At 62.4% G+C, this 20,150-nt stretch carries 11 protein-coding genes; 6 read left to right on the top strand and 5 right to left on the bottom strand.

Annotation, left to right across the window (positions count from 1 at the left end):
* Positions 1 to 31 precede the first annotated feature (31 nt).
* The 3 genes from CMV30_RS11175 (at position 32) to CMV30_RS11165 (ending at position 5,726) form a co-directional block, all read left to right on the top strand.
* The gene (locus CMV30_RS11175; RefSeq protein WP_138223250.1) at positions 32 to 1,075 is read left to right on the top strand and encodes a pectinesterase family protein; all 1,044 of its coding nucleotides are present in this window, start codon (positions 32 to 34) and stop codon (positions 1,073 to 1,075) included.
* 84 nt (positions 1,076 to 1,159) lie between these two features.
* On the top strand, positions 1,160 to 4,099 hold the full coding sequence (locus tag CMV30_RS11170; protein ID WP_096056101.1) for a glycosyl hydrolase family 95 catalytic domain-containing protein: 2,940 nt from the start codon (positions 1,160 to 1,162) through the stop codon (positions 4,097 to 4,099).
* Positions 4,100 to 4,244: 145 nt separating this feature from the next.
* Entirely contained in the window at positions 4,245 to 5,726 is a 1,482-nt protein-coding gene (locus CMV30_RS11165) for a glycoside hydrolase family 28 protein (protein ID WP_096056100.1), read from the top strand.
* 84 nt (positions 5,727 to 5,810) lie between these two features.
* Here the strand turns inward: CMV30_RS11165 and galB are convergent, their stop codons facing one another.
* The 4 genes from galB to CMV30_RS11145 form a co-directional block, all read right to left on the bottom strand.
* Positions 5,811 to 8,435 (bottom strand): beta-galactosidase GalB, encoded by a 2,625-nt coding sequence (gene galB / locus CMV30_RS11160; protein WP_245844123.1) that lies wholly within the window; start codon positions 8,433 to 8,435, stop codon positions 5,811 to 5,813.
* Between the two features lie 75 nt (positions 8,436 to 8,510).
* Positions 8,511 to 10,958, bottom strand: coding sequence for a glycoside hydrolase family 95 protein (locus CMV30_RS11155; RefSeq protein ID WP_096056099.1), 2,448 nt, complete (start codon positions 10,956 to 10,958; stop codon positions 8,511 to 8,513).
* Between the two features lie 265 nt (positions 10,959 to 11,223).
* Positions 11,224 to 14,499 (bottom strand): glycoside hydrolase family 2 TIM barrel-domain containing protein, encoded by a 3,276-nt coding sequence (locus CMV30_RS11150; RefSeq protein ID WP_096056098.1) that lies wholly within the window; start codon positions 14,497 to 14,499, stop codon positions 11,224 to 11,226.
* Positions 14,500 to 14,588: 89 nt separating this feature from the next.
* Positions 14,589 to 15,524, bottom strand: a complete 936-nt coding sequence (locus CMV30_RS11145; protein WP_096056097.1) for a glycoside hydrolase family 43 protein — start codon at positions 15,522 to 15,524, stop codon at positions 14,589 to 14,591.
* 162 nt (positions 15,525 to 15,686) lie between these two features.
* On the opposite strand from CMV30_RS11145, the gene CMV30_RS11140 reads away from it, so the two are divergent.
* Genes CMV30_RS11140 through CMV30_RS11130 form a run of 3 tightly spaced genes read left to right on the top strand, consistent with a single transcriptional unit; the run spans position 15,687 to position 18,818 of the window.
* Positions 15,687 to 16,349 carry a hypothetical protein gene (locus tag CMV30_RS11140; protein WP_096056096.1) on the top strand — a complete coding sequence of 221 codons (663 nt, stop codon included), beginning with the start codon at positions 15,687 to 15,689 and terminating at the stop codon, positions 16,347 to 16,349.
* A 19-nt stretch (positions 16,350 to 16,368) separates the two neighbouring features.
* Positions 16,369 to 17,451, top strand: a complete 1,083-nt coding sequence (locus CMV30_RS11135) for a hypothetical protein (RefSeq protein WP_096056095.1) — start codon at positions 16,369 to 16,371, stop codon at positions 17,449 to 17,451.
* Entirely contained in the window at positions 17,448 to 18,818 is a 1,371-nt protein-coding gene (locus tag CMV30_RS11130; RefSeq protein WP_096056094.1) for a hypothetical protein, read from the top strand. The genes CMV30_RS11135 and CMV30_RS11130 overlap by 4 nt, the downstream gene beginning before the upstream one ends.
* 33 nt (positions 18,819 to 18,851) lie before the next feature.
* Here the strand turns inward: CMV30_RS11130 and CMV30_RS11125 are convergent, their stop codons facing one another.
* Positions 18,852 to 20,111: a rhamnogalacturonan acetylesterase gene (locus tag CMV30_RS11125; RefSeq protein ID WP_096056093.1), complete on the bottom strand. Its 1,260-nt coding sequence runs from the start codon at positions 20,109 to 20,111 to the stop codon at positions 18,852 to 18,854.
* Positions 20,112 to 20,150: the final 39 nt, after the last annotated feature.

The raw sequence follows: 20,150 nt of genomic DNA, 5'->3' as shown, positions 1-20,150 counted from the left end.
CTCCGCCCTTCCGCGATCCCTCCGTCTCCCCATGTCACGCATTCCGCCCTTCGCCTTCATTGCGCTCTCACTACTCGCCATCACCCCCGCCGCAATCTCCGCCGAGCCGTCCTCCGTCCCCACGCTCCCGTCACTCCCGATCCCCGCCACCTACGACGCCGTCGTCTCCCCCGCCAAGGACGCCCAATTCAAAACCCTCCAAGCCGCGATCGACGCCTCCCCTGACAACGCCGAGAAGCCCTACGTCATCCTCATCAAACCCGGCCGCTACCGCTGGCAGCAGACGCTCATCCCGAAGTCCAAACGCTTCATCCACCTCGTCGGCGAAGACGCAAACACCACCGTCCTCAGCTTCCATCTCAACGTCTACGAAACGCTGAAAGAGCGCCGCCTCGAAAAAAACGAAGGCATCACGCTCATCGCCCAAGGCGACGACTTCTCCGCCACCAACCTCACCATCGAAAACATCGCCGGTGACCGCGGCCAGGCCCTCGCCCTCCGCCTCGACGGTGACCGCGCCGTAGTCCGCAACTGCCGCCTCCTCGGCTGGCAGGACACGCTGATGGCGAACAACGGCCGCCAGTATTTCCGCGACTGTTACATCGAAGGCCGCGTCGATTTCATCTTCGGAGGCGCCACCGCCGTCTTCGAAAACTGCGAACTCCGCAGCAAGGCAGGCGGCCACGTCACCGCCGCCAGCCCCCCCCAGGAAAAACCCTTCGGCTACGTTTTCCTTCGCTGCCGCCTCACTGGCGACGACACACCCTGGGAGCCCGCCGATCCCGCGAAAAAATCCCGTCCCCTCGCCACCCTCGGCCGTCCATGGCGGCCATACGGCGCGGTCGCCTTCATCGAATGCGAGATGGGCGACCACATCGCCCCTACCGGCTGGAATAACTGGGGCCGCGCCGACAACGAAAAGACCGCCCGCTACGCCGAATACAAATCCACCGGCCCCGGTGCCAATCCAGCAGCCCGTGTCTCGTGGTCGAAACAACTCACCGACACCGAAGCCGCCGCCTACACCCTCGAAAACATCCTCGGCGGCACCGACTCATGGAATCCCACCCAATAAGATCCTGGTACTGCTCCCGGAGAGGCCTCTCTGCCGAATCCTGTTAATCCCGTAATCCTGTCTAAAAAATTCGCGTCTACCGCCATGCGACGTCTCCCGCTCTTAGCCTTCCTCGCCTCCCTCCTGTTCGCATCCACCCACGCCGCCGTTACCACCACCCCCGGCCTCCGCTTCGGCGACGATACGCCCTTCTACGAAATCAGCACGACCGAACTCCGCTTCGCCCGCGCCCAATCCATCGAACTCTGGCTCACCCCCGCCGCCGACAACCCCGCCGGTGCCTTCGTCATCGATCTCTTCGGCCCCGCCACCTTGCTCGGCCCCAGCCTCCGCATGGGCGCGCAGGGAAAAATCGAATACCACACGTCCGCCCCACTCGTCTGCACCTCACCCGAACCGCTGCCCACCGATCGCCCCACGCACGTCGTCGGCGTCTTCAGTTCTCCCGACAAAGTCGCCGCGCTCTACATCAACGGCAAACGCGTCGCCGCCTTCACTCCGACCAAAGACAAAGTCCTCGCCCCCACCGAGGGCATGCCCCTCCGCGTCGGCGCCGACCAGGACGGCAACAACCGCTTCCAGGGAAAAATCCACTCGCTCGCCGTTTACCGCCGCGTCCTGACCGACGACGAAGTCGCCCAAGCCTTCAACGGCACCACACCCGCCACCGGCCTCGCCGCCGCCTGGGATTTCCCGTCCGCCGCCACTAATCGCATCCCCTCCCGCGACAATCTCTTCACGCTCGTCGCTCCACCCGCCCTCACCGCCTCCACCGCCCAAGCCCCCGCCGGTGACCTGAATCTCTGGTACCGCCGCCCCGCCCGCGAATGGGTCGAGGCTCTCCCGCTCGGCAATGGCCGACTCGGCGCGATGGTTTATGGCGGCATCGAACGCGAACGCATCCAGCTCAACGACGACACCATCTGGTCCGGCGCGCCCTACGATCCCGCCAACCCCGAAGCCCCCGACGCCATCCGCAAAGCCCGCGAACTCGTTTTCGCCGGCAAACGCGAAGAAACCGAAGCCCTCCTCACCAAACACGCCCTCGGTCTCCCATCTCGAATGGTTCAATACCAGACACTGGGTTCCGTGATGATCGACTTCGCCGACGAGAAAGACCGCGCCGTCACTAACTACCGCCGCTCGCTCGATCTCGATTCCGCCGTCGCAACAACAACCTTCACCCGCGGCAGCGTCACCTATACGCGCGAGGTGTTCTCCAGCGCACCCGACCAGGTCGTCGCCATCCGCCTCACCGCCGACAAACCCGGCAGCCTCAATTTCTCCGCCACATGGGCCACGCCCTTCCCCGACGCCGTCGTCGCCGTCGAAAACAACCTGCTCACGCTCTCCGGCCAGGGCAGTGAGTGGAACAGCAAGCCCGGCGCCATCCGCTTCAAAGGCCTTCTCCGTGCGCTCAACGACGGCGGCTCCGTCAAAGTCGCCGATGGCAAAATCACCGTCACCGCCGCCAACTCCGTCACACTCCTCGCCTCCAGCGGTACCAACTTCATCAACTACCAAGACCTCTCCGCCGATCCCGTCGCTCGTGCCACGCGCGATCTCTCCGGCGCCGAAACACAATCCTACGCCGATCTCCGCGCACGCCATATCGCCGACCACCAATCGCTCTTCCGCCGCGTCTCGCTCGACCTCGGCCGCACCGCCGACTCCGCTCTGCCGACCGACGAACGCATCAAAAAATTCACCGGCGCCAACGACCCCGCGTTGCCCGCGCTCCAGTTTCAATACGGCCGCTACCTCCTCATCGCCTGCTCCCGCCCCGGCAACCAACCCGCGAATCTCCAGGGCATGTGGAACGACGCCCTCACCGCCGCCTGGGGCGGCAAGTACACGATCAATATCAACACCGAGATGAATTACTGGCCCGCCGAGGTCACCAATCTCTCCGAAACCGCCGAGCCCCTCTTCCAACTCATCCGCGACATCTCCGTCACCGGAGCGCACACCGCCAAGGTCATGTATCAGGCCCGCGGCTGGGTCACCCACCACAACACCGACCTCTGGCGCGCCACCGCTCCCGTCGATTCCGCAGGCACCGGCGTGTGGCCGACCGGCGGCGCGTGGCTCTCTACGCACCTCTGGGAACACTACCTCTTCACCGGCGACAAAAAATTCCTCGCCGACGTGTATCCGATCTTCAAAGGCGCCGCCGAGTTCTTCATCGACACGCTCGTCCCACAGCCAAAAACCGGCTGGCTCGTCACCAATCCGTCCCACTCGCCCGAACACGAAGGTACCGTTCCCGGCCCGACGATGGATCTCGGCATCGTCCGCGACGTCTTCAACCAAGCCGCCAAGTCCTCCGAAATCCTCGGACTCGATCCCGAGTTCCGCGCCCAAGTCCTCGCCACGTCCGCCAAGCTCGCACCCTTCCAGATTGGAAGATACGGCCAGCTTCAGGAATGGCTCGACGACCGCGACCGTGAGAAAAACAACCACCGCCACACCTCGCATCTCTACCCGCTTTATCCGTCCGCGCTGATCACTCCCGAAACGCCCGAGCTCTTCGCCGCCGCCAAAAAATCCCTCGATGGCCGCGGCCTCCAAAGCACCGGCTGGGGCATGGCCTGGCGCGTCAACCTCTGGGCCCGCGCACTCGACGGCGACACCGCCCACCAAGTCCTCGTCCTCCTGCTGACTCCACCCAAGGGCGGCACGCAAGGCGGCGGCGCGTATCCGAACCTCTTCGACGCCCACCCGCCTTTCCAGATCGACGGCAACTTCGGCACGACCTCAGGCATCGCCGAGATGCTCCTCCAATCCCACCGCGACGGCTTCATCGATCTGCTGCCCGCACTCCCCGCCGCCTGGCCCACCGGCTCCGTCAAAGGCCTCCGCGCCCGCGGCGGCTTCGAAGTCGATATCGCCTGGAAAGACGGCAAGCTCACCTCCGCCACCGTCCGCTCACTTCTCGGCAATCCAGTCAAACTCCGCCACGCCGGGACTATTAAAGAACTCACGCTCAGCAAAGACACCTCCACCACGTGGAACGGCCGCTAACCCCTACTCGCACGTGCTTCGTCCTCCATCCGAATCCTGTTAATCCTCTTAATCCTGTCCAAAAATTCCGTCTCTCCGCGCCTCCGCTCTTCCGCGTTTCCGCGATCTCTCCGACTCAACTCACTCCATCTCTCTCGTTCCTACCATGCCGCGCCTCTTCTCCGTTTTCCTCGCACTCGCCTTCCTCAGCGCCGCGCCGCTTCACGCCGCGCTCACCAAGCCCGTCTCCCCCATCGCCCCCGCCGCGCCCAAAATCCCCTCCACCCGCGTCAGCCTCGCCGACTTCGGTGGCAAACCCGACGGCATCACGCTCAACACTGACGCCTTCGCCCGCGCCATCGCCGCGCTCTCCGAGAAAGGCGGCGGCACCCTCTTCGTCCCGCCCGGCATCTGGCACACCGGCCCGATCGCACTCAAGAGCCGCATCAATCTCCACCTCGAGGCCGGCGCGCTCGTCCAGTTCTCCCGCGACACCACGCTCTACCCGCTCCGACACTTCAAAGCCCGCAGCGAAACCTTCGTCGACTCCACGTCGCCACTTTCCGGCGACAACCTCGAAGACATTGCCATCACCGGCTCCGGCGTGATCGACGGCGGCGGCGATGCCTGGCGTCTCGTGAAAAAAGCCAAGATGACCGAAGGCGCCTGGAACGCCCTCGTGAAGTCCGGCGGCGTCCTCAACGACAAGAAAAACGAATGGTGGCCCAGCCAGGCCGCGCTCGAAGGCGGAGCCGCCATCGCCACGCTCGAAAAGAAAGGCTCCATCGAAATCGCCGACTACGCGCCTTACCAAATCTTCCTCCGCCCCCGCATGGTCCGCCTGCTCGACTGCAAACGCGTCCTCATCGAAGGCGTCACCGTCCGCAACGCCCCCAACTGGACGCTCCACCCCTGGCTCTGCGAAGACCTCGCCATCCGCGACGTGAAAATCTTCAACAACCGCTGGGCGCAAAACTCCGACGCGATGGACATCGATTCGTGCCGCCGCGTGCACATCAAGGGCTGCATCGTCGACACGGGCGACGACGGCATCTGCATCAAGTCCGGCATCAACGAATCCGGCCGCCGCATCGGCGTTCCCACCGAGGACGTGCTCGTCGAAGACTGCGTAGTGTACGAAGGCCACGGCGGCTTCACCATCGGCAGCGAGATGTCCGGCGGCGTCCGCAACATCCTCGTGCAAAACTGCACCTTCATCGGCACCGCGCTCGGCCTCCGCTTCAAAACCTCCCGCGGCCGCGGCGGCCTCGTCGAAAATATCCACATGCGCGGCATCCGCATGACTCACATCGAGGGCAACGCCATCGATTTCAATTTCTTCTACTGGGTCCAGGGCCAGCCCCAGCCCACCGCGCCCGCCGTCGACGAAGGCACGCCGCAATTCCGCAACATGCTCTTCGAAGACATCACCGCCCGCGACGGCTCCGGCACGCTCGTCCTCCGCGGTCTCCCCGAGATGCCCATCAACAACCTCACCTTCCGCAACGTCACCCTCGCCGGGGGCAAAGGCGCCGACATCGCCAACAGCGACAAGATCGTCTTCGAAAACGTCCGCATCGAAAACAAAACCGGCGACGCCCTCACTACCACAGCCGTAACCAATTCCAAACTCGAGCTCGCCCGCTAAAGCCGTCGTCTCCGAAGTCTCGTTACTCCCACCCCCGAACGAAGCGCGCCAAACGACGCGCTTCGTTCGCATAGATATTCCCGCTTACTCGCTCTTCAGCGCGACTTCAGCTGGAGCCAGTCCTTCGCCCGTCGCCTTGAGAGTGATCGCTCCCGCTTCGCCCGCTTTCGTGCGCACGATCACAAGCGCCAGTCCATTGAAGGCCTTGCGCTCAGGCGACTGGAACGACTCGAAGCTCGTCGGATCGCCGTTGTCGGTCGCGAGGATTTCTCCCGGACCCGTGAGCGTGAACTTCAACGCGTTCTTCGCGCGCGGGATCATCAAGCCGTCTTTGTCGGCAACCGTGACCGTCACGAACGACAGATCCTGCCCATCGGCGCGCAGCGTTGCGCGATCAGGCGTGAGCGTGAGCTTAGCCGCAGCGCCCGTCGTGCGCTTCACGTTCTCGGCCCAGACGGCACCGTTTTTATAGACGACGACTTTGAGTTCACCTGGCTCATACTTTACCTCGTTCCAACGGAAGCGATATTCCAGGGCACCGCGTTTGCGACGGCCTTGGGATTTTCCGTTGAGGAACAACTCCGCCTCGTCACCCGACGAGTACACGAAGACCGGAGTGATTTCGCCAACCCTGTCCGGCCAGTTCCAATGCGGGAGAATGTACGCCATCTTCAACTCCGGACGCCAGCGTGCCTGATAGAGGTAATAGCGATCCTTCGGGAAACCCGCGATGTCGATGATGCCGAAGTATGAGCTGCGAGACGGCACCAGAATCTTTCCAAGCTCAGCCAGTTCCTTCGCGGCGCGTTCGCGATCCACCGGATTCGCGTAGTTCATCAAGTTGGTCGCATCCGCGTTGTACGGCGTCGGCTCGCCAAGGTAATCGAAACCCGTCCACACGAACTCGCCCATGACGAAAGGATTCTCGTCGAGTCCGCGCCATTCGGTGTCGGGCGTGTGCGCCCAGCGTGCCGCGGAGAGATCGTGGCTGCTCATCTGGAAATCCGAGCGGCCTTCAAGTTTATCGTCAGAGATCGGGAAGAAATACTCACCGCGCGTGCTGAGCGTGGACGCGGTTTCAGCGCCCATCTGCATCACGTGCGGGTGACGTTTGCGCAGCGGCGCGTACTCGCTCGGCTTGTAATTATAGCCGACCACATCGACGACGCGCTGGAAGCCGTTGAAGCCGGACTGGATGTTGTTGAAGCCACCGACGACCGGACGGGAGCTGTCTTCTTCGCGAACGATCGCCGCAAGATGCGCGGCGAGTTTCCAGCCATCGGGCTCGAACTGTTCGCGCACTTCGTTGCCAATGCTCCACTGAATCACGCTCGGGTGATTGCGGTCGCGACGCATCATCGCACGCAGATCCTTCTCGTGCCAGTCGTGAAAAACGCGACCGTAGTCGTCGCGCTTCTTGCCCATCGCCCAGCAATCGAACGGCTCGTCCATCACGAGGAAGCCCATGCGATCGCAAAGCTCGAGCAGCTCGGGCGCGGGAGGGTTGTGCGATGTGCGGATCGCGTTGCCGCCCATCTCGCGGAGAATCTCCAGCTGGCGTTCGAGCGCGCGTGTGTTGATCGCCGCGCCGAGCGCTCCGAGATCGTGGTGATTGCACACGCCGTAGAGCTGCACGCGTTCGCCGTTGAGGAGGAAACCGTCATCCGCCGTGTGCTCGATGCTGCGGATGCCGAAAGGCGTGAGCACGCGGTCCACGACTTTGCCCTCATGCGACACGGTCGTTTCCGCGACGTAGCGATTGCGCTCCTTCAATCCCCAGAGCTTCGGCGACGCCACCCTGAGCGTGTGCGAGACATTCGCCTGACGCGCAGGCTCGACTCGAACCTGACGCTCTTCGCCAGAAACAACCGCATCACCGACAGGTTTGCCGTAGGCATCCGCAGCGAACAATTTCACGCCCACTTTCACCTCGGCGCGCGCGGCCGTCTTGTTGTCGAGCGTTACCCCGACATCTACGGACGCCGCGTCTCTCGTGATCGTTGGTGTCGTCACGAAGACGCCCCACTGCGCGACCTGGATCGGCGAGGTTTTGAGGAGCCAGACATTGCGATAAATACCGCCGCCGGGATACCAGCGGGAGGATTCGCGCGGGTTATCGAGGCGGATCGCGACGACGTTTTCCGCGCCAGGTTTCAAATGCGGCGTGAGATCCACGCGCCACGACGAATAGCCGTAAGGCCAGCCACCGACGAACTGGCCGTTGATCCAGACCATCGCGTACGACATCGCGCCATCGATTTCCAGATACACATTGCGCCCCGCATCCGACGCGGGAACGTCGAATTTTTTGCGGTACCACGCCGTGCCGAACCACGGGAGTTTGCCGGTCTCGCCGTCGAGGTTCTGCTGGAACGGTCCTTCGATACCCCAGTCGTGCGGGAGATCGAGCGAGCGCCATTTCGAGTCGTCGAACGCGGCTCGCGTGTAGGTGACGTCCCCCGCGGGATTGCCGTCAGGACGGCGGACGCGCTGCGCCGGATGCTTGTAATTGAGAAGCTCGTCGCCGGTCGGGAGCACCCAGTCTTTAATGCGCTCGTAGTTGAGCGCCTCGCCGACTGCGAGCGGGTCGTCTTTGGTGAAGCGCCAGCCGTTGTTGAAAGAGATGCGTTCGCGCGGCGACGTGTCGGCGGCCGAGACGGCCGCAATCGACACGATCCACGCCAGGAGGAGGCGGATTGGTTTCATCATAAGCAAAAAGGGAAAGAAAGCTTCAGGCAGGACGCAGCGAGCGCACGACAGGATTCATCGTCCCGTCATGTAGATTTAGCGGACGCTCCGCAGCGCGCCGTCCAGTTTGATTTCCCGGCTGGCGGGTATGCGCATCTCTTCCACTTTGCCGCCGTAACGCACGGTGAACTCCTCGCCGGAATAGTTCCGAACCAACGCCGACGCCAATTTTCCGTCCTTCCACGCGACATCTACTTCGAAGCCGCCACGCGTGCGCAGTCCGCGAACATCGCCGTCTTTCCAGGACGACGGCAGCGCGGGGAGCAGATGGATCTCGGCGACCTTGCCGTCCTTGCTCGCGATGCTTTGCACGAGCATCTCCGCGATGCCAGCGGTGCCGCCGAAATTGCCATCGATCTGGAACGGCGGATGGGCATCGAAGAGATTAGGGTAAGTGCCGCCGCCTTTCGTGCTGATGCCTTCGACCGCGCTGGCGGGTTTGAGCAACGAGCGGATGAGCGCGAGGGCGCGGTCGCCGTCACCGAGGCGCGCCCAGAGGTTGAGCTTGTGTGCGATGCACCAGCCCGTGCCCGCGTCGCCGCGGACATCGAGAGTCTTGCGTGCGGCGGCGGCGAGTTCGGGCGTGCGCGTGGCGGAAATTTCGTCGCCGGGATAAAGTCCCCAGAGATGCGAGATGTGGCGGTGCTGCGGGTCGGCTTCGGCATATTCCTCGATCCATTCCATCACGCGGCCGTCTTTCGCGATGCGCGTCGGAATGAGGCGGGCCGTTTTTTCGGCGAGTTCTTTTTGCAGCTCTGGATCGACCCCGAGAATTTTCGCCGACTCGGCGGTTGCGGTGAACAGGAACCGCAGCAGCTGCATGTCCATCGTCGCGCCGAGCGTGATGTGCGCCGGTTTTCCGTCGGCGGTGAGAAACGCGTTCTCCGGCGAATTCGACGGCGCGGTGACGAGCCATTTTTGCTTTGGCTCCTCGATCAGCATATCGAGGTAGAACTGCGACGATTCGCGCAGCACAGGATAAGCTTTTTTCAAGAAATCGCGGTCGCCGGTGAAGAGATAGTGCTCCCACAGATGATGACACAGCCACGCGGAGCCGGTGGTCGTCGCGCCCCAGCTCGCGCCCTCGCCGGGCGAGGTGAAACCCCACGGATTGCCGAGCACGTGGGCGACCCAGCCGCGCGCGTTATAGTAAGCCTTGGCGGTTTTTGCGCCGGGTTCGCGGAGCGAGTGGATGAACGCGAAGAGCGGATCGGCGAGCTCCGAGAGGTTGCAGATCTCTGCCGGCCAATAATTCATCTGCACGTTGATGTTGAGGTGCCAGTCGCCGTTCCACGGTGTCTGCACGCCGTCGGCCCAGAGCCCTTGGAGGTTTGCGGGCAGGCCGCCGGGGCGTGAAGAGGCGATGAGCAGGTAACGGCCAAAATCGAAATACGTCGCGATGAGTCCGGGATCGTTGGCGCCCTCGGCAAACGCGCGGAGCCGTTCGGGCGTGGGTTTCTCGGCGGCTTCAGCGTCGCCACCGCCGAGGGTGAGCGCGACCCGGTCGAAGTATTTTTGGTGGTCGGCGATGTGCTCGGAGCGCAGATCTTCGTAGGGCGTCCGTTGCGCGCTCTTCAAATCGAGCGCGGCTGTCTTCATCGGATCATTGGCGAGTTTTCTTCCAGCGAAGGTCTGTATGTCGGTCGCGGCGGTGACGAACAGCACCAGCTCGGAGACATTGGTCATCACGAGCGTGTTGTACTTGATCGCGACGCTGCCACCCCGGCTCTGAGCGCCCACCTGGACGGCGAACTTCACGCCCTTTTTTCCGCCAAATCCGTCCGGGAGCTGGCCGGTCATGCGAAGATCTCTGTCCACAAAATCGGTCACCGCGTTCTCCAGACGATCGAGCGTCACCGTGCCGCTGAACCCGGGGCGTTCGCTTGCCTTCAAACGGATGATCACGGCTTCGGCTGCTTTGCTGACGAACACTTCGCGGGTGAAAACGACGCCGTCGCGTTGGTATCTCGTGCGAGCGATGCCTGTCGCGAGATCGAGTTCGCGGCGGTACTCGGTGACTTCGGGCTCCTTCGATTTTTCCGTGTCGGACTTGGTTGCGTCGAGAGGGCGACGCTTCGGATAGTCCACGCGGATCTTCAGTTCACCAAGAACCTGATACGAGCCGTACGGCACATTTGCTCCGTTGCCGTAGCCGGAGCCTTTGCCTGCGCAGGTAAAATTAGCCGCGATCAACGCCTCGGCTTCGAGGTTTTTTCCTTCGAGGAGCAGGCGGCGGATTTCGGGCAACGCCTTCGCGGCATCGGGCCGATCGGCATCCTGTGGCGAGCCGGACCACATGCCGGTTTCGTTGAGAATGATCCGCTCTTCATCGACGCCGCCAAAAACCATCGCGCCGAGGCGGCCGTTGCCGAGCGGGAGCGATTCGGTGAAGTGCCGCGCGGGCGTATCGAACCAGATCGTCGAGGCGGAGACAGTGAGTGTCAGGACAAGGCCGAGTGCGGTGGCGGCGAAACGGAAGTTCATGCGGGGAATTAGGGGACGGGTGAACAGGAACGACAGGATTAGGATGCAGGCGACGTTAGAGTTGAGCGAGAGCCTCCGAGGTAGGGACAATGCTCCGCATTGTCCGGTTCGGGACGGTATTTATTTCGATGCAGAACGTCTGCGCCATCGCGCGGGCAATGCAGAGCATTGCCCCTACCTCTGAGTGCTGCTTTCGGCTATGCGATCTCATTTCAGCGAATGCCATCCAACCGGCGGGTTAGGGATTACCCGCCCTACCCCCAATTCACTCAATGACCTGTTTCGCGAGCGCGACGTGATCTTCGCCGCCGGTCAGCACGCGTAGTCGATAACGAAGCGACATCGGCCACGGGTTGAGGCGGAACTGCTCGTGTGGAAGCGCGCCCCAAGATGTGTCGCCGCCGAGGCCGCGTTGCTTGAGGTCGAGGTTGAGCGTGGTCGTTTTCCGGTCGGGGATTTGGAACTGATAAAACGGTTCTTCCTGCGTGGCCGAGAACAAGTCCTCGGTTTGCGGATGCGTGGCGTTGGCGCTCAGCAGCGGCTGGCCGACGGCGAGCAAGCCACGCCCGGATTTGTCGGTGAGCGCGAGCCAGCGGACGGCTTCTTTATTTCCCGTCTCCTGCGGGCGCATGTACGGGAAATACTGTTCGGCGACCGTGCCACGGTAGAGGCCGACGCGGGCGTCCTGACGATCCCAGTACGTCTCCTGCGGGCCTTTGCCGAACCAGGCGAGCTGGTCGAAGCCTTCACGAAGAATCACCTGCGTTCCGAAGCGCGGCATCTCCGGAGAATTGCGCCCGGCTGCGGGAAGGAACTGCGTGTCCACGAGAACGTCGCCCGTGCCTAGGATCGTGTAGGTGATGCGCTGTTTGCCGACCATCGAGGGATCGAGCGTAATCGTGCCCCAGGTCGTGATGACCACGCGGCTGGGCGACGGCTGCGAGAGATCGAGCGATTGGAGTTTCCACGACTTGTGCGCGTGACGCCAAAAGCCGGGCGGCGGGTTCCAGCGGTTCACGATGGTCGTGTTCCACATCTTGTTGCCGCGGTCGTTATCGACCGGCGCGCGCCAGAAATGCGGCGTGAGCGGCGACTCAATCAGCTCGGCGTCACCGCTCTTCAGCGACGCGAGCAAGCCGGTCGTACGATCAATGGTCGCGGAGAATGCGGGGCCCGTGACGACGATTTTATCCGCAGAATCGGCGAGCGTGATACGCGAGATCTCGTCGGATCCGGCGGGCGCTTTCGTGGTGGCGGCGACGGGAAGTTTGAACTGCTCCCAGGCGATTTCGTGTCCGGCACCGGCCCAGGGCGTTTTGGTTTTCAGCGCGAAGCGGACTTCGAGGAAATACTCGGTCGCGGGCGCGGGTTCGAAGCCTTGGACTGGGATCGCGAGCGTTTTGGTTTCGCGCGGAGCGAGCGTGATGTTTTCCAGTGCGCCCTGCTGAAGCGTTTTGCCGTCGGCGACGAGGCGCCAGTCCGCGGCCAGCCATGCCTCGGACGGGAGGAAGTCGTACCAGTTGGTAAAGACGACCTCGTGCTTCGCGAGATCGCCTGCGCGCATCTGGATCGGTTGGTAGATTTTTTTAATCTCGGCCATTTCGGGCTGCGGCGTGCCGTCAGGATTAACGAGGCCGTCGCCTGGCGAACCGGCGTCGGTCATTTTACGCTCGGGGTCGAAGAGATCGCCGTCGCCGAAGAACGTGCCGAGCGCGGGATCGAGCGGGAAGGATTTCACGTTTTCGTACTTCGCGAATTTGCGGCCGGGCGGCACGGGCAGGCGGAGGCCCTGCTCTTTCCAATCCCAGATAAATCCGCCCTGCAGGTAGGGCGCGCCGTCGTAGATGGGTTTCCAATACGCCCAGGTGTCGCCGCCGCTGTTGCCCATGACGTGGGCGTACTCGCACATGATAAAGGGCTTTTCGCGCGGCTGGGCGGAGTAGTTGATTACCGACTGCGGGCTCGGGTACATCGGGCAGATAATGTCGGTGACCTCGCCGCTGGTGTGCGCCTCGAACTGCACGGGGCGGGAGGAATCGCGCTCCTTCAGCCAGCGGTAGGTCTGGCGGAAAGCCTCGCCGAAATGCGCTTCGTTGCCGAGCGACCAGATGACGACGCAGGCGTGGTTCTTCGTGCGTTCGTACATGCGGATGGTGCGGTCGAGATGCGCGGGAATCCACGACGGCATGTCGGCGAGCGGCGTAACGTCTTTGGCGCGCGCGAGATCCATCTGCGCGTGCGATTCGATGTTGGCCTCATCGACGACGTAGAGGCCGTACTCGTCGCAGAGCGCGTACCATTCGGGGACATTGGGATAATGGCAGGCGCGGACGGCGTTCAGGTTGTGCTGCTTCATCGTGACGATGTCGGCGATCATGCCGGCGCGCGTGACGACCTGGCCGGTGTCGCATTCCCATTCGTGGCGGTTCACGCCGCGGATGAGCACGGGCTTTCCGTTGACGAGGAACTGTCCGTTTTTCGTCTCGCTGGAGCGAAAGCCGACACGCCAGGGGATGACTTCGAGCACGCGGCCGGTGATGGCGCGAAGCGTGAGTTCTAGCGTGTAGAGATGCGGGGTCTCGGCTGACCACTTGAGCGGGTTTCTCACGGACTCTTCGAGCCGCAGAGTGCCGACGCTCGCGGCAGCAACCTCGGCGGAGCTCAGCGTTTTTTTGAAAACTTCCGCGCCCGACGGATCGAGCAGGCGGGCGTCGATCACGCCGGTGAGCGGCTGCGCGGAACTGTTTTTGAGATCAACTGAGAGCGCGAGCGTGGCGTCGCGGTAATCCTGATCCAGCGTCGTGCGTACGTTGAAATCGCGGACGTGCAGCTGTGAAGCGGACCAGAGCGTGACGTCGCGGAAGATGCCGCTGACGCGCCAGAAGTCCTGATCTTCCAAATACGAGCCGTCGTTCCAGCGGATGACCTCAACAGCGAGCGTGTTGTCGCCGGATTTCGCGAGGTGCGGCGTGAGGTTAAACGTGGCGGCGGTGCGGCTGTCTTTGCTGAAGCCGAGTTTTTTGCCGTTGAGCCAGACGGTGAAGAAAGAGTTCACGCCGTCGAAGGTGACGAAGACTTCGCGTCCGCTCCATTCGGCGGGAACTGAGAACGTACGGCGGTAGGAGGAGACGGGGTTGTAGTCGCCCGCGATGAACGGCGGTTTCACCTCCACCCACGGGTAGGTGATGTTGGAGAAGATCGGCATGCCGTGGCCGTGGAGTTCGACGTTGGCGGGGACGGGAATATTGGTCCATTTGGAGTCGTCGAAGGAAGGTGCTTCGAAGCCGGCGACGCGCTGCGTGGGATTTTTCGACCAGTGGTATTTCCAGGTGCCGTTGAGCGAGCGTACGAAGGGAGACGGCGCGCGTCCGAGCGGCTGAGCGAGCGCGGACGCGGAGTCAGGATAGCGCGTGAAGATAGCGACGGGCGGCTCGGTGCCTTCGTGGAGTTTCGTTTCGTCCTCCCAGAGTGGACGGGGAGATTGGGAGAAGGACAGAAGGGGTAGTCCAAGAGCGAAGCAGGCAGCCAGGAGACGTTTCATGGGGTTTTATTTTTGGACAGTATCGGAAGGATAGCCGGGGTTGAAAGTGCCGTCGCGTTGACCCTGTTAATCGCGACTTCCAAACAAAATCAGTTCTGCAGCAGGCGCTCGATCAGGGCGTACGGGACTTCGATCACGGTGCCGTGGCGGATGCCCTTGGGGAGGGATATATGGGCGGTGATGTCTTCGAATGTTTTCCAGTCGCGGGTGCGGAGTGCGCCGTAATGTTTCTCTTTGTAGACATCGAAAAAAACGATCCAAGCGTCGCCGGTTTTGAGGACGGTCGGACCTTCGACCCAGTCGCGCGTGAACGGCGCGCTCAGTGGACTCCACGGACCTTCGACATCCGTGGCTGAGGCGTGACGCAGGTGTTTCTTCACGGGCGTCTTCGTCTCGTCTTTCACGATCAGGCGATAGCTGTCGCCTTCGGAAATCACGGTAGCGTCGATCACGGAAAACCCGGGGTCGTACCAAAGTTTTGTCGGCGAAAACGCCTGCCAGTCCTTCGTCGTCGTGGCGTACATGCGGTGATTGAGATCGTCCTCGGACGCGCCTGCGGTCTCGGGGAATTTCCCTGGGATCGTTGAGGCCCAGAAGATCAGGAACTGCTCGCGCTTTTTATCCCAGATGAGTTCGGGAGCCCACGTGTTTCGCACAGCGGGCTCGTGCCCCATCACGGGGATTTCGCGCTGCGGCGTCCACGTGATGAAGTCTTTGGTCGAGGCGTAGCCGATATTGTTTTCCCACCACCCGGAGGTCCAAACCATATGATAAGCGCCGTCGGGCCCGAGCGCAGCACACGGATCGCGCATGAGCTTGGATTTGCCGACCGTCGGCGTGAGATAACTTTTCCCGTCGCCAAGCGCCTCCCACTTCAAACCGTCCTTACTCCACGCGAGGTGCAGACCGTCGGCGCCGTTGCCGATGAAGTAGGTGAACAGGTATGCCGTCTTCGGGGTTTCCGCAGAAGCAGCCGCAGTGATCAGACCGAGTGCAAATGCAAGAGCGACGAGGGTATTTTTCATGTCAGCGCGAGGGGTTGGGCGTGAACGTTCTAGGGCACAGCACCGAGCGTGAAGGGCAATCCTTTCAACCAGATTGATTGAACCGTCCGCACCGGCACTAGCCATTCGGCCCACCCCGGATGGCCCATACCGGCCAGACTCCGCAATCGCTAGAGTGGTCGCATGGGCTGCACCATCGATCACCTCCGCTCGGATCTCGAGATCCGCATCATTCAAGAGTTCAAAGACGTCCGGGGAAAACGTCATCGCACGGGCGAGAGCGGCATATTGCGGACGCTCGATCTCGACTGGAAGGCGCAGCAGATCGTGCTCACGTGGGACCGCGATGGACGCCGCGAGGAGATGGCCTTCGCGCTCTCGGCCAAAGACGGTCCGTGCAACGGCAAGATGCGCGACTACTTCGACGCCGGTGAATATCGTCCCGTGCCGCGTCCTTCCGCGAAAGAGAAAGCCGCCGTCCAATGGACCCAGATGCCGGAGCCGTCCGCGCAGGTCATCCGCGATCCCGAACAATGGGGCGCGGCCATCGCACGCATCGGCTCGCTCGCCGCACGACACCGCTTCCAGGAAGCCAACGATCAGATTGCCGCAGTCACACGCGAAAGCGGCCCGACCGCCTGGCGCTACAAGCAAATGGCCGACGACCTCGGTGGGCTGGCCGTATCCGCCGCGCCATTTGATCGCGAGATCTACGCATGGCTGCGCGACCGCGCCATCGATTTCCTGCACTCCTGGGGTTCTTGCGCCACGAGTGGCGGCGAAGGCGCGGCCCTTGCGGTTGAAATAGACGCGTGGAAACGCCGCTTCGCTCAGATCGATTCGTAAACCACTCCCTCCTTTCCCCATGACCATTCTTGCAAACATCCTCCTCGGCCTCGCCGCGTTTCTCTACCTCGTGCCGCTCCAGATTTTTCTGCGCCAGCCCATCGTCCACAGCGGACACGCGGCGGGCGGGGTGATCGCGTTCGTCTTCGTGACGATCCCGCTCTGGGTAACGATCTTCCTGGCGTGGTGCGTCCCGCTCTCTCGCGGTCAATTCGACTGGCTGGGCGGCGGACGTGGGTGGCAGTCCCTAGTTCTCTTTGTGACCTTTCTCGCGCTCACATTCGTGACGTCGCTGGCGGCGATGTTGCGCGAAGATCCGCAGATTCCCTGGGCGCTGCGTCCAGTGATGACTTGGGGTATTTACGTGCTGCCGCCTCTCGCGATCCTGGCCTCATTCGCACTTCTCAATCCATCACTTGAAGTCCCCACTTCGGTCGCGCGCTGGACACTCTCCTTCTGCGGTGTCGTAGCGTTGATTCCATCGCTCGGCATGGGTGTGCAGTGGCTCGTTTGGCAGGAGAAGCGCGCCGTGGAAGCGGCCGAGGCGCGCGTTGCCTTTGAGGACCAGAACGTCCGCAGCCTCGTCGCGGAAGTGGAGGCTCTCGATCCGATCAAAGACCTCGGCCGACTGCTCGGTCACGCTGCGTCGAACCGCTTCGACGCCCCGCGCTCGCTCGCGACGACGAAGATTCAGACAAACCCAACGCTTCAGGAGGAACTCGCGCTCAAGCTCACCAACGAGTGGTCGCTCGAAGCCCTCGGTTATCTGGAGCTCAATGACGCGCCCGACAACGCCGCGCTCGCGCTTCCCGTGCGCACCGCGCTCGAAAGTCTGGCGCCGTGGATCGCGCGTGAAGTTTCGAACAGCAATCATTTCTGGCCCGAAACCTACGCATCGGAAACGCAGATGGCGCTGGCTGTCGCCGATAAATTCTCGCCCTACGGCATCGACTACGTTGCCGCCGTGAAAGCATGGCGCGCCGCGTTCAATCACCCGAATACGAAAGAGGCCCGGCTCATGGCCCCGCGCTTGATCGACGAGTGGCTCGCCAGTCGTGCAGCCACCGAAAAAAGTCCCGCTCGCGCCACTTCCCGCCGATGACACTCCCCGACTCCACACGCAAAGAAATGGACGCCCTGCCGCCGGTGCTGCGCGCGTTGCTCGATGCCGAACTCGCCGCCGGGAACAGCATCGCTGAGATCGGCCACGGTTTTCCCGCACCTCCGGTCGGCGCGTTTTTCAAACTCGCGCAGCCACTGCTCTCGCGCCCGCGCGCCTCCGGCGAGGGCTTCACTTACTACAACCGCAACAGCTCGCTGTACTCGGGCGAGATCACGGATTCGAAACGGTTCTTCTTCCTACTCGAACCAGCCGCGCCTCCGCCGCCGGAGCCGAATATGGACGACATCCGCGCAGCGCACACGCCTGACGATCAGATTCCGGATCACGAACAGGAGCGCACACGAGCGCTGAAAAAAATCCTACTGCCGATTGCGCAGACGAAAACGGAGGATGGCGCGCACGACGACACGCTCGTGGGGCGTTTCCGGCGAAGCATGGTGATCGACTACGAGAAGTGGCACGACGGCGTCGGCTACGATCTCGATTTAATCAAAGCAGCTTCGCGCGATGAACGCGCAGAGATTGAGCGCATCTTGATCGGTCGCGACGCGAGCGACTGGCGCGATGTCGAGGCGCTCGCGGCGCTCAATTCGACGGCTGCACAGAAAGCACTCACGGAAGCTCTCAACTCGTCCAAACCCGAAATCGCCGTCGCCGTCATGAACTACGCGCCGGAGCTGGTGCCGGAAGCCACGCGCATCCGCACACTCGTCTCGGCGCTCCGCAAAGCGAATTTCTACGGCGGGCTGAGCAGAGCGTTGGAACAAGTGGAGACCTTTCATCCGCCCGCGATCATCGAAGAACTTTTCCACGGAGCGCTGGAGCGCGAAGGCGGCGTCGGCGTTCACTTCGCGGCGATGCTGATGTTCCTCCACGGCAAGGCGGAAAGCGCTTTCGACTGGTCGCAGCGGCCGTTTTTTCTGCGCTTCAACGCTACGCAGCGCGACGAACGTGAAGCGGTGTTTCTGGAGTTGTGCGAGAAGATCGGCGCGCGAGCGGAGCCGTTTGCGCAAAAAGTCCGCGGTGCCCGGGAGAAAATCGTCGAGGAAGAAAAGGCTCAGGCCATCGCTGCGATCGCGCTCGTGCCGGTCTTCGCGGTCGAGATCGATGCGGCGCACGAGCGGCTGATCTATCGCGAACCCGGACGCCGCGCGACGGTCGCATACGTTGCCAGTCGCAAGAAAGGCCGCAGAGAAATTCGCACGAACACACTGAGCGATTGGATCGGGTTGGGTTCAGAACCCACAGTGCTCATGAGCGCCGAAGAGAAAACCGAAACACTCGCACGCATCGCCGACTACTGCCGTAACTGCCATGGTTGGCTAGATCTGAAGATGATCGGTTAACCGCTCGTCAGCGAGCTGATCGCCACGTGGTGATCAGCTGCCGTCAGGTTTCGCCGCCACGACTGTCGGACTTGGCGGAAGCGAGAACGTCTCGGGTGCATCCGGTTTAGCCGGATCGAAGCGCGGGAGATCGGTGATAATATGCTTCGCGAGTTCAGGCACTTGCTGGCGGACGCCTTCGACGACGCACTTCGCGAGTTCGTAGGCGCCGTAGGGATTGTGGTGAGTGGCGTCGCCGGCTTTGAACGCGAGTAGGGCTTTCTCGGCGCCGAGCGACTCGTAGAGCACCTGGCTCATCGCATGGAGATCGATGAGCGGAAGATTTTCTTCGCGGGCGACGGTGCGCACGGCGTCGGGATAATCTTTGTGCGAGTTCTGGATTTTACCGTCGGGCCCGAAGCTGTGTCGGTGCATCTGGGTGACGAGGACGACGCGGGCATTTTTCGCGGCGAGTGCGGCGGTGACTTTTTTGAGGTTGGCCGTGTAGGTTTCCACCGAGTCTTTCTTCATGTCGTTGTGACCGAACTGGAGGAGCACCCAGTCGCCGGGGCGGACGATGCTGAGGATTTTTTCGACGCGGCGTTCGGAGAGCGCTGAGGCGAGCGACTCGCCGGATTCGGAGTGATTGGCGATGGCGACCGTCGGCGCGAAGAAGCGAGTGATCATCTGTCCCCAGCTCGCGAACGGCTCGCGCGGCTGGTCGGCGACCGTAGAATCACCCAGGAGAAAAACCGTGGGAACGTCATCCATGCGTTTGATCATGACATAGCTGGCGGTGGGATGCGGGCCGTTGAACTCGAGCGTGAGCTTCTCGTCCCACGCCCACGCTTCCTCGGCGCGTTCGCGGGGCTTCAAACGAACTTCTCCCCCACCGGCAATTTGAGCACGCCGGACGTTCACCACAAACTCCGCAGCGTTTCGGACGCAGCCGCTTTCTCCACCGGCCACGAGCTTCTCAACCATGAGGCGGCGGAGCTCAGCTTTGACCGTATATTCGTGAGAGGACGCAGTCTCCGCGAAACAGATCACGACGCGATAATTTCCCTCGGGAACCGCCACTGAAAAATAGAACGGCCGGACGGACTGCACGAACGGCGCAACCAACGGATCTCCCTTTCTCACCTCGCCACCCGGCTCAAAACCGTAGCCACGTTCAGAGGAATAAATGATTTCAGCCGGCACCGCCTGCCAGCCGCCATAAGCCTTCTCCGTGCCGAGCATGAAACTAAGATCTTGCGCCACCAGCAAGGCGGGCAAGACGAGGCAGCCTGCGAAACAGGGGAGTTTTTTCATAGGAACAATAGCAGGAGCATCACGCTGCCAGCGATAATC

The sequence above is a fragment of the Nibricoccus aquaticus genome (assembly GCF_002310495.1).
Lineage (GTDB): Bacteria > Verrucomicrobiota > Verrucomicrobiia > Opitutales > Opitutaceae > Nibricoccus > Nibricoccus aquaticus.
The sequence above is the reverse complement of the archived record's forward strand: the minus strand, read 5'-3'. Positions and strand labels throughout refer to the sequence as shown.

Coding starts and splice junctions, on each gene's coding strand:
- CMV30_RS11135 (WP_096056095.1), top strand. CDS start 16,369: ATGACCATTCTTGCAAACATCCTCCTCGGCCTCGCCGCGTTTCTCTAC.
- CMV30_RS11125 (WP_096056093.1), bottom strand. CDS start 20,111: ATGAAAAAACTCCCCTGTTTCGCAGGCTGCCTCGTCTTGCCCGCCTTG.
- CMV30_RS11130 (WP_096056094.1), top strand. CDS start 17,448: ATGACACTCCCCGACTCCACACGCAAAGAAATGGACGCCCTGCCGCCG.
- CMV30_RS11155 (WP_096056099.1), bottom strand. CDS start 10,958: ATGAACTTCCGTTTCGCCGCCACCGCACTCGGCCTTGTCCTGACACTC.
- CMV30_RS11165 (WP_096056100.1), top strand. CDS start 4,245: ATGCCGCGCCTCTTCTCCGTTTTCCTCGCACTCGCCTTCCTCAGCGCC.
- CMV30_RS11175 (WP_138223250.1), top strand. CDS start 32: ATGTCACGCATTCCGCCCTTCGCCTTCATTGCGCTCTCACTACTCGCC.
- galB (WP_245844123.1), bottom strand. CDS start 8,435: ATGATGAAACCAATCCGCCTCCTCCTGGCGTGGATCGTGTCGATTGCG.
- CMV30_RS11170 (WP_096056101.1), top strand. CDS start 1,160: ATGCGACGTCTCCCGCTCTTAGCCTTCCTCGCCTCCCTCCTGTTCGCA.
- CMV30_RS11140 (WP_096056096.1), top strand. CDS start 15,687: ATGGGCTGCACCATCGATCACCTCCGCTCGGATCTCGAGATCCGCATC.
- CMV30_RS11145 (WP_096056097.1), bottom strand. CDS start 15,524: ATGAAAAATACCCTCGTCGCTCTTGCATTTGCACTCGGTCTGATCACT.
- CMV30_RS11150 (WP_096056098.1), bottom strand. CDS start 14,499: ATGAAACGTCTCCTGGCTGCCTGCTTCGCTCTTGGACTACCCCTTCTG.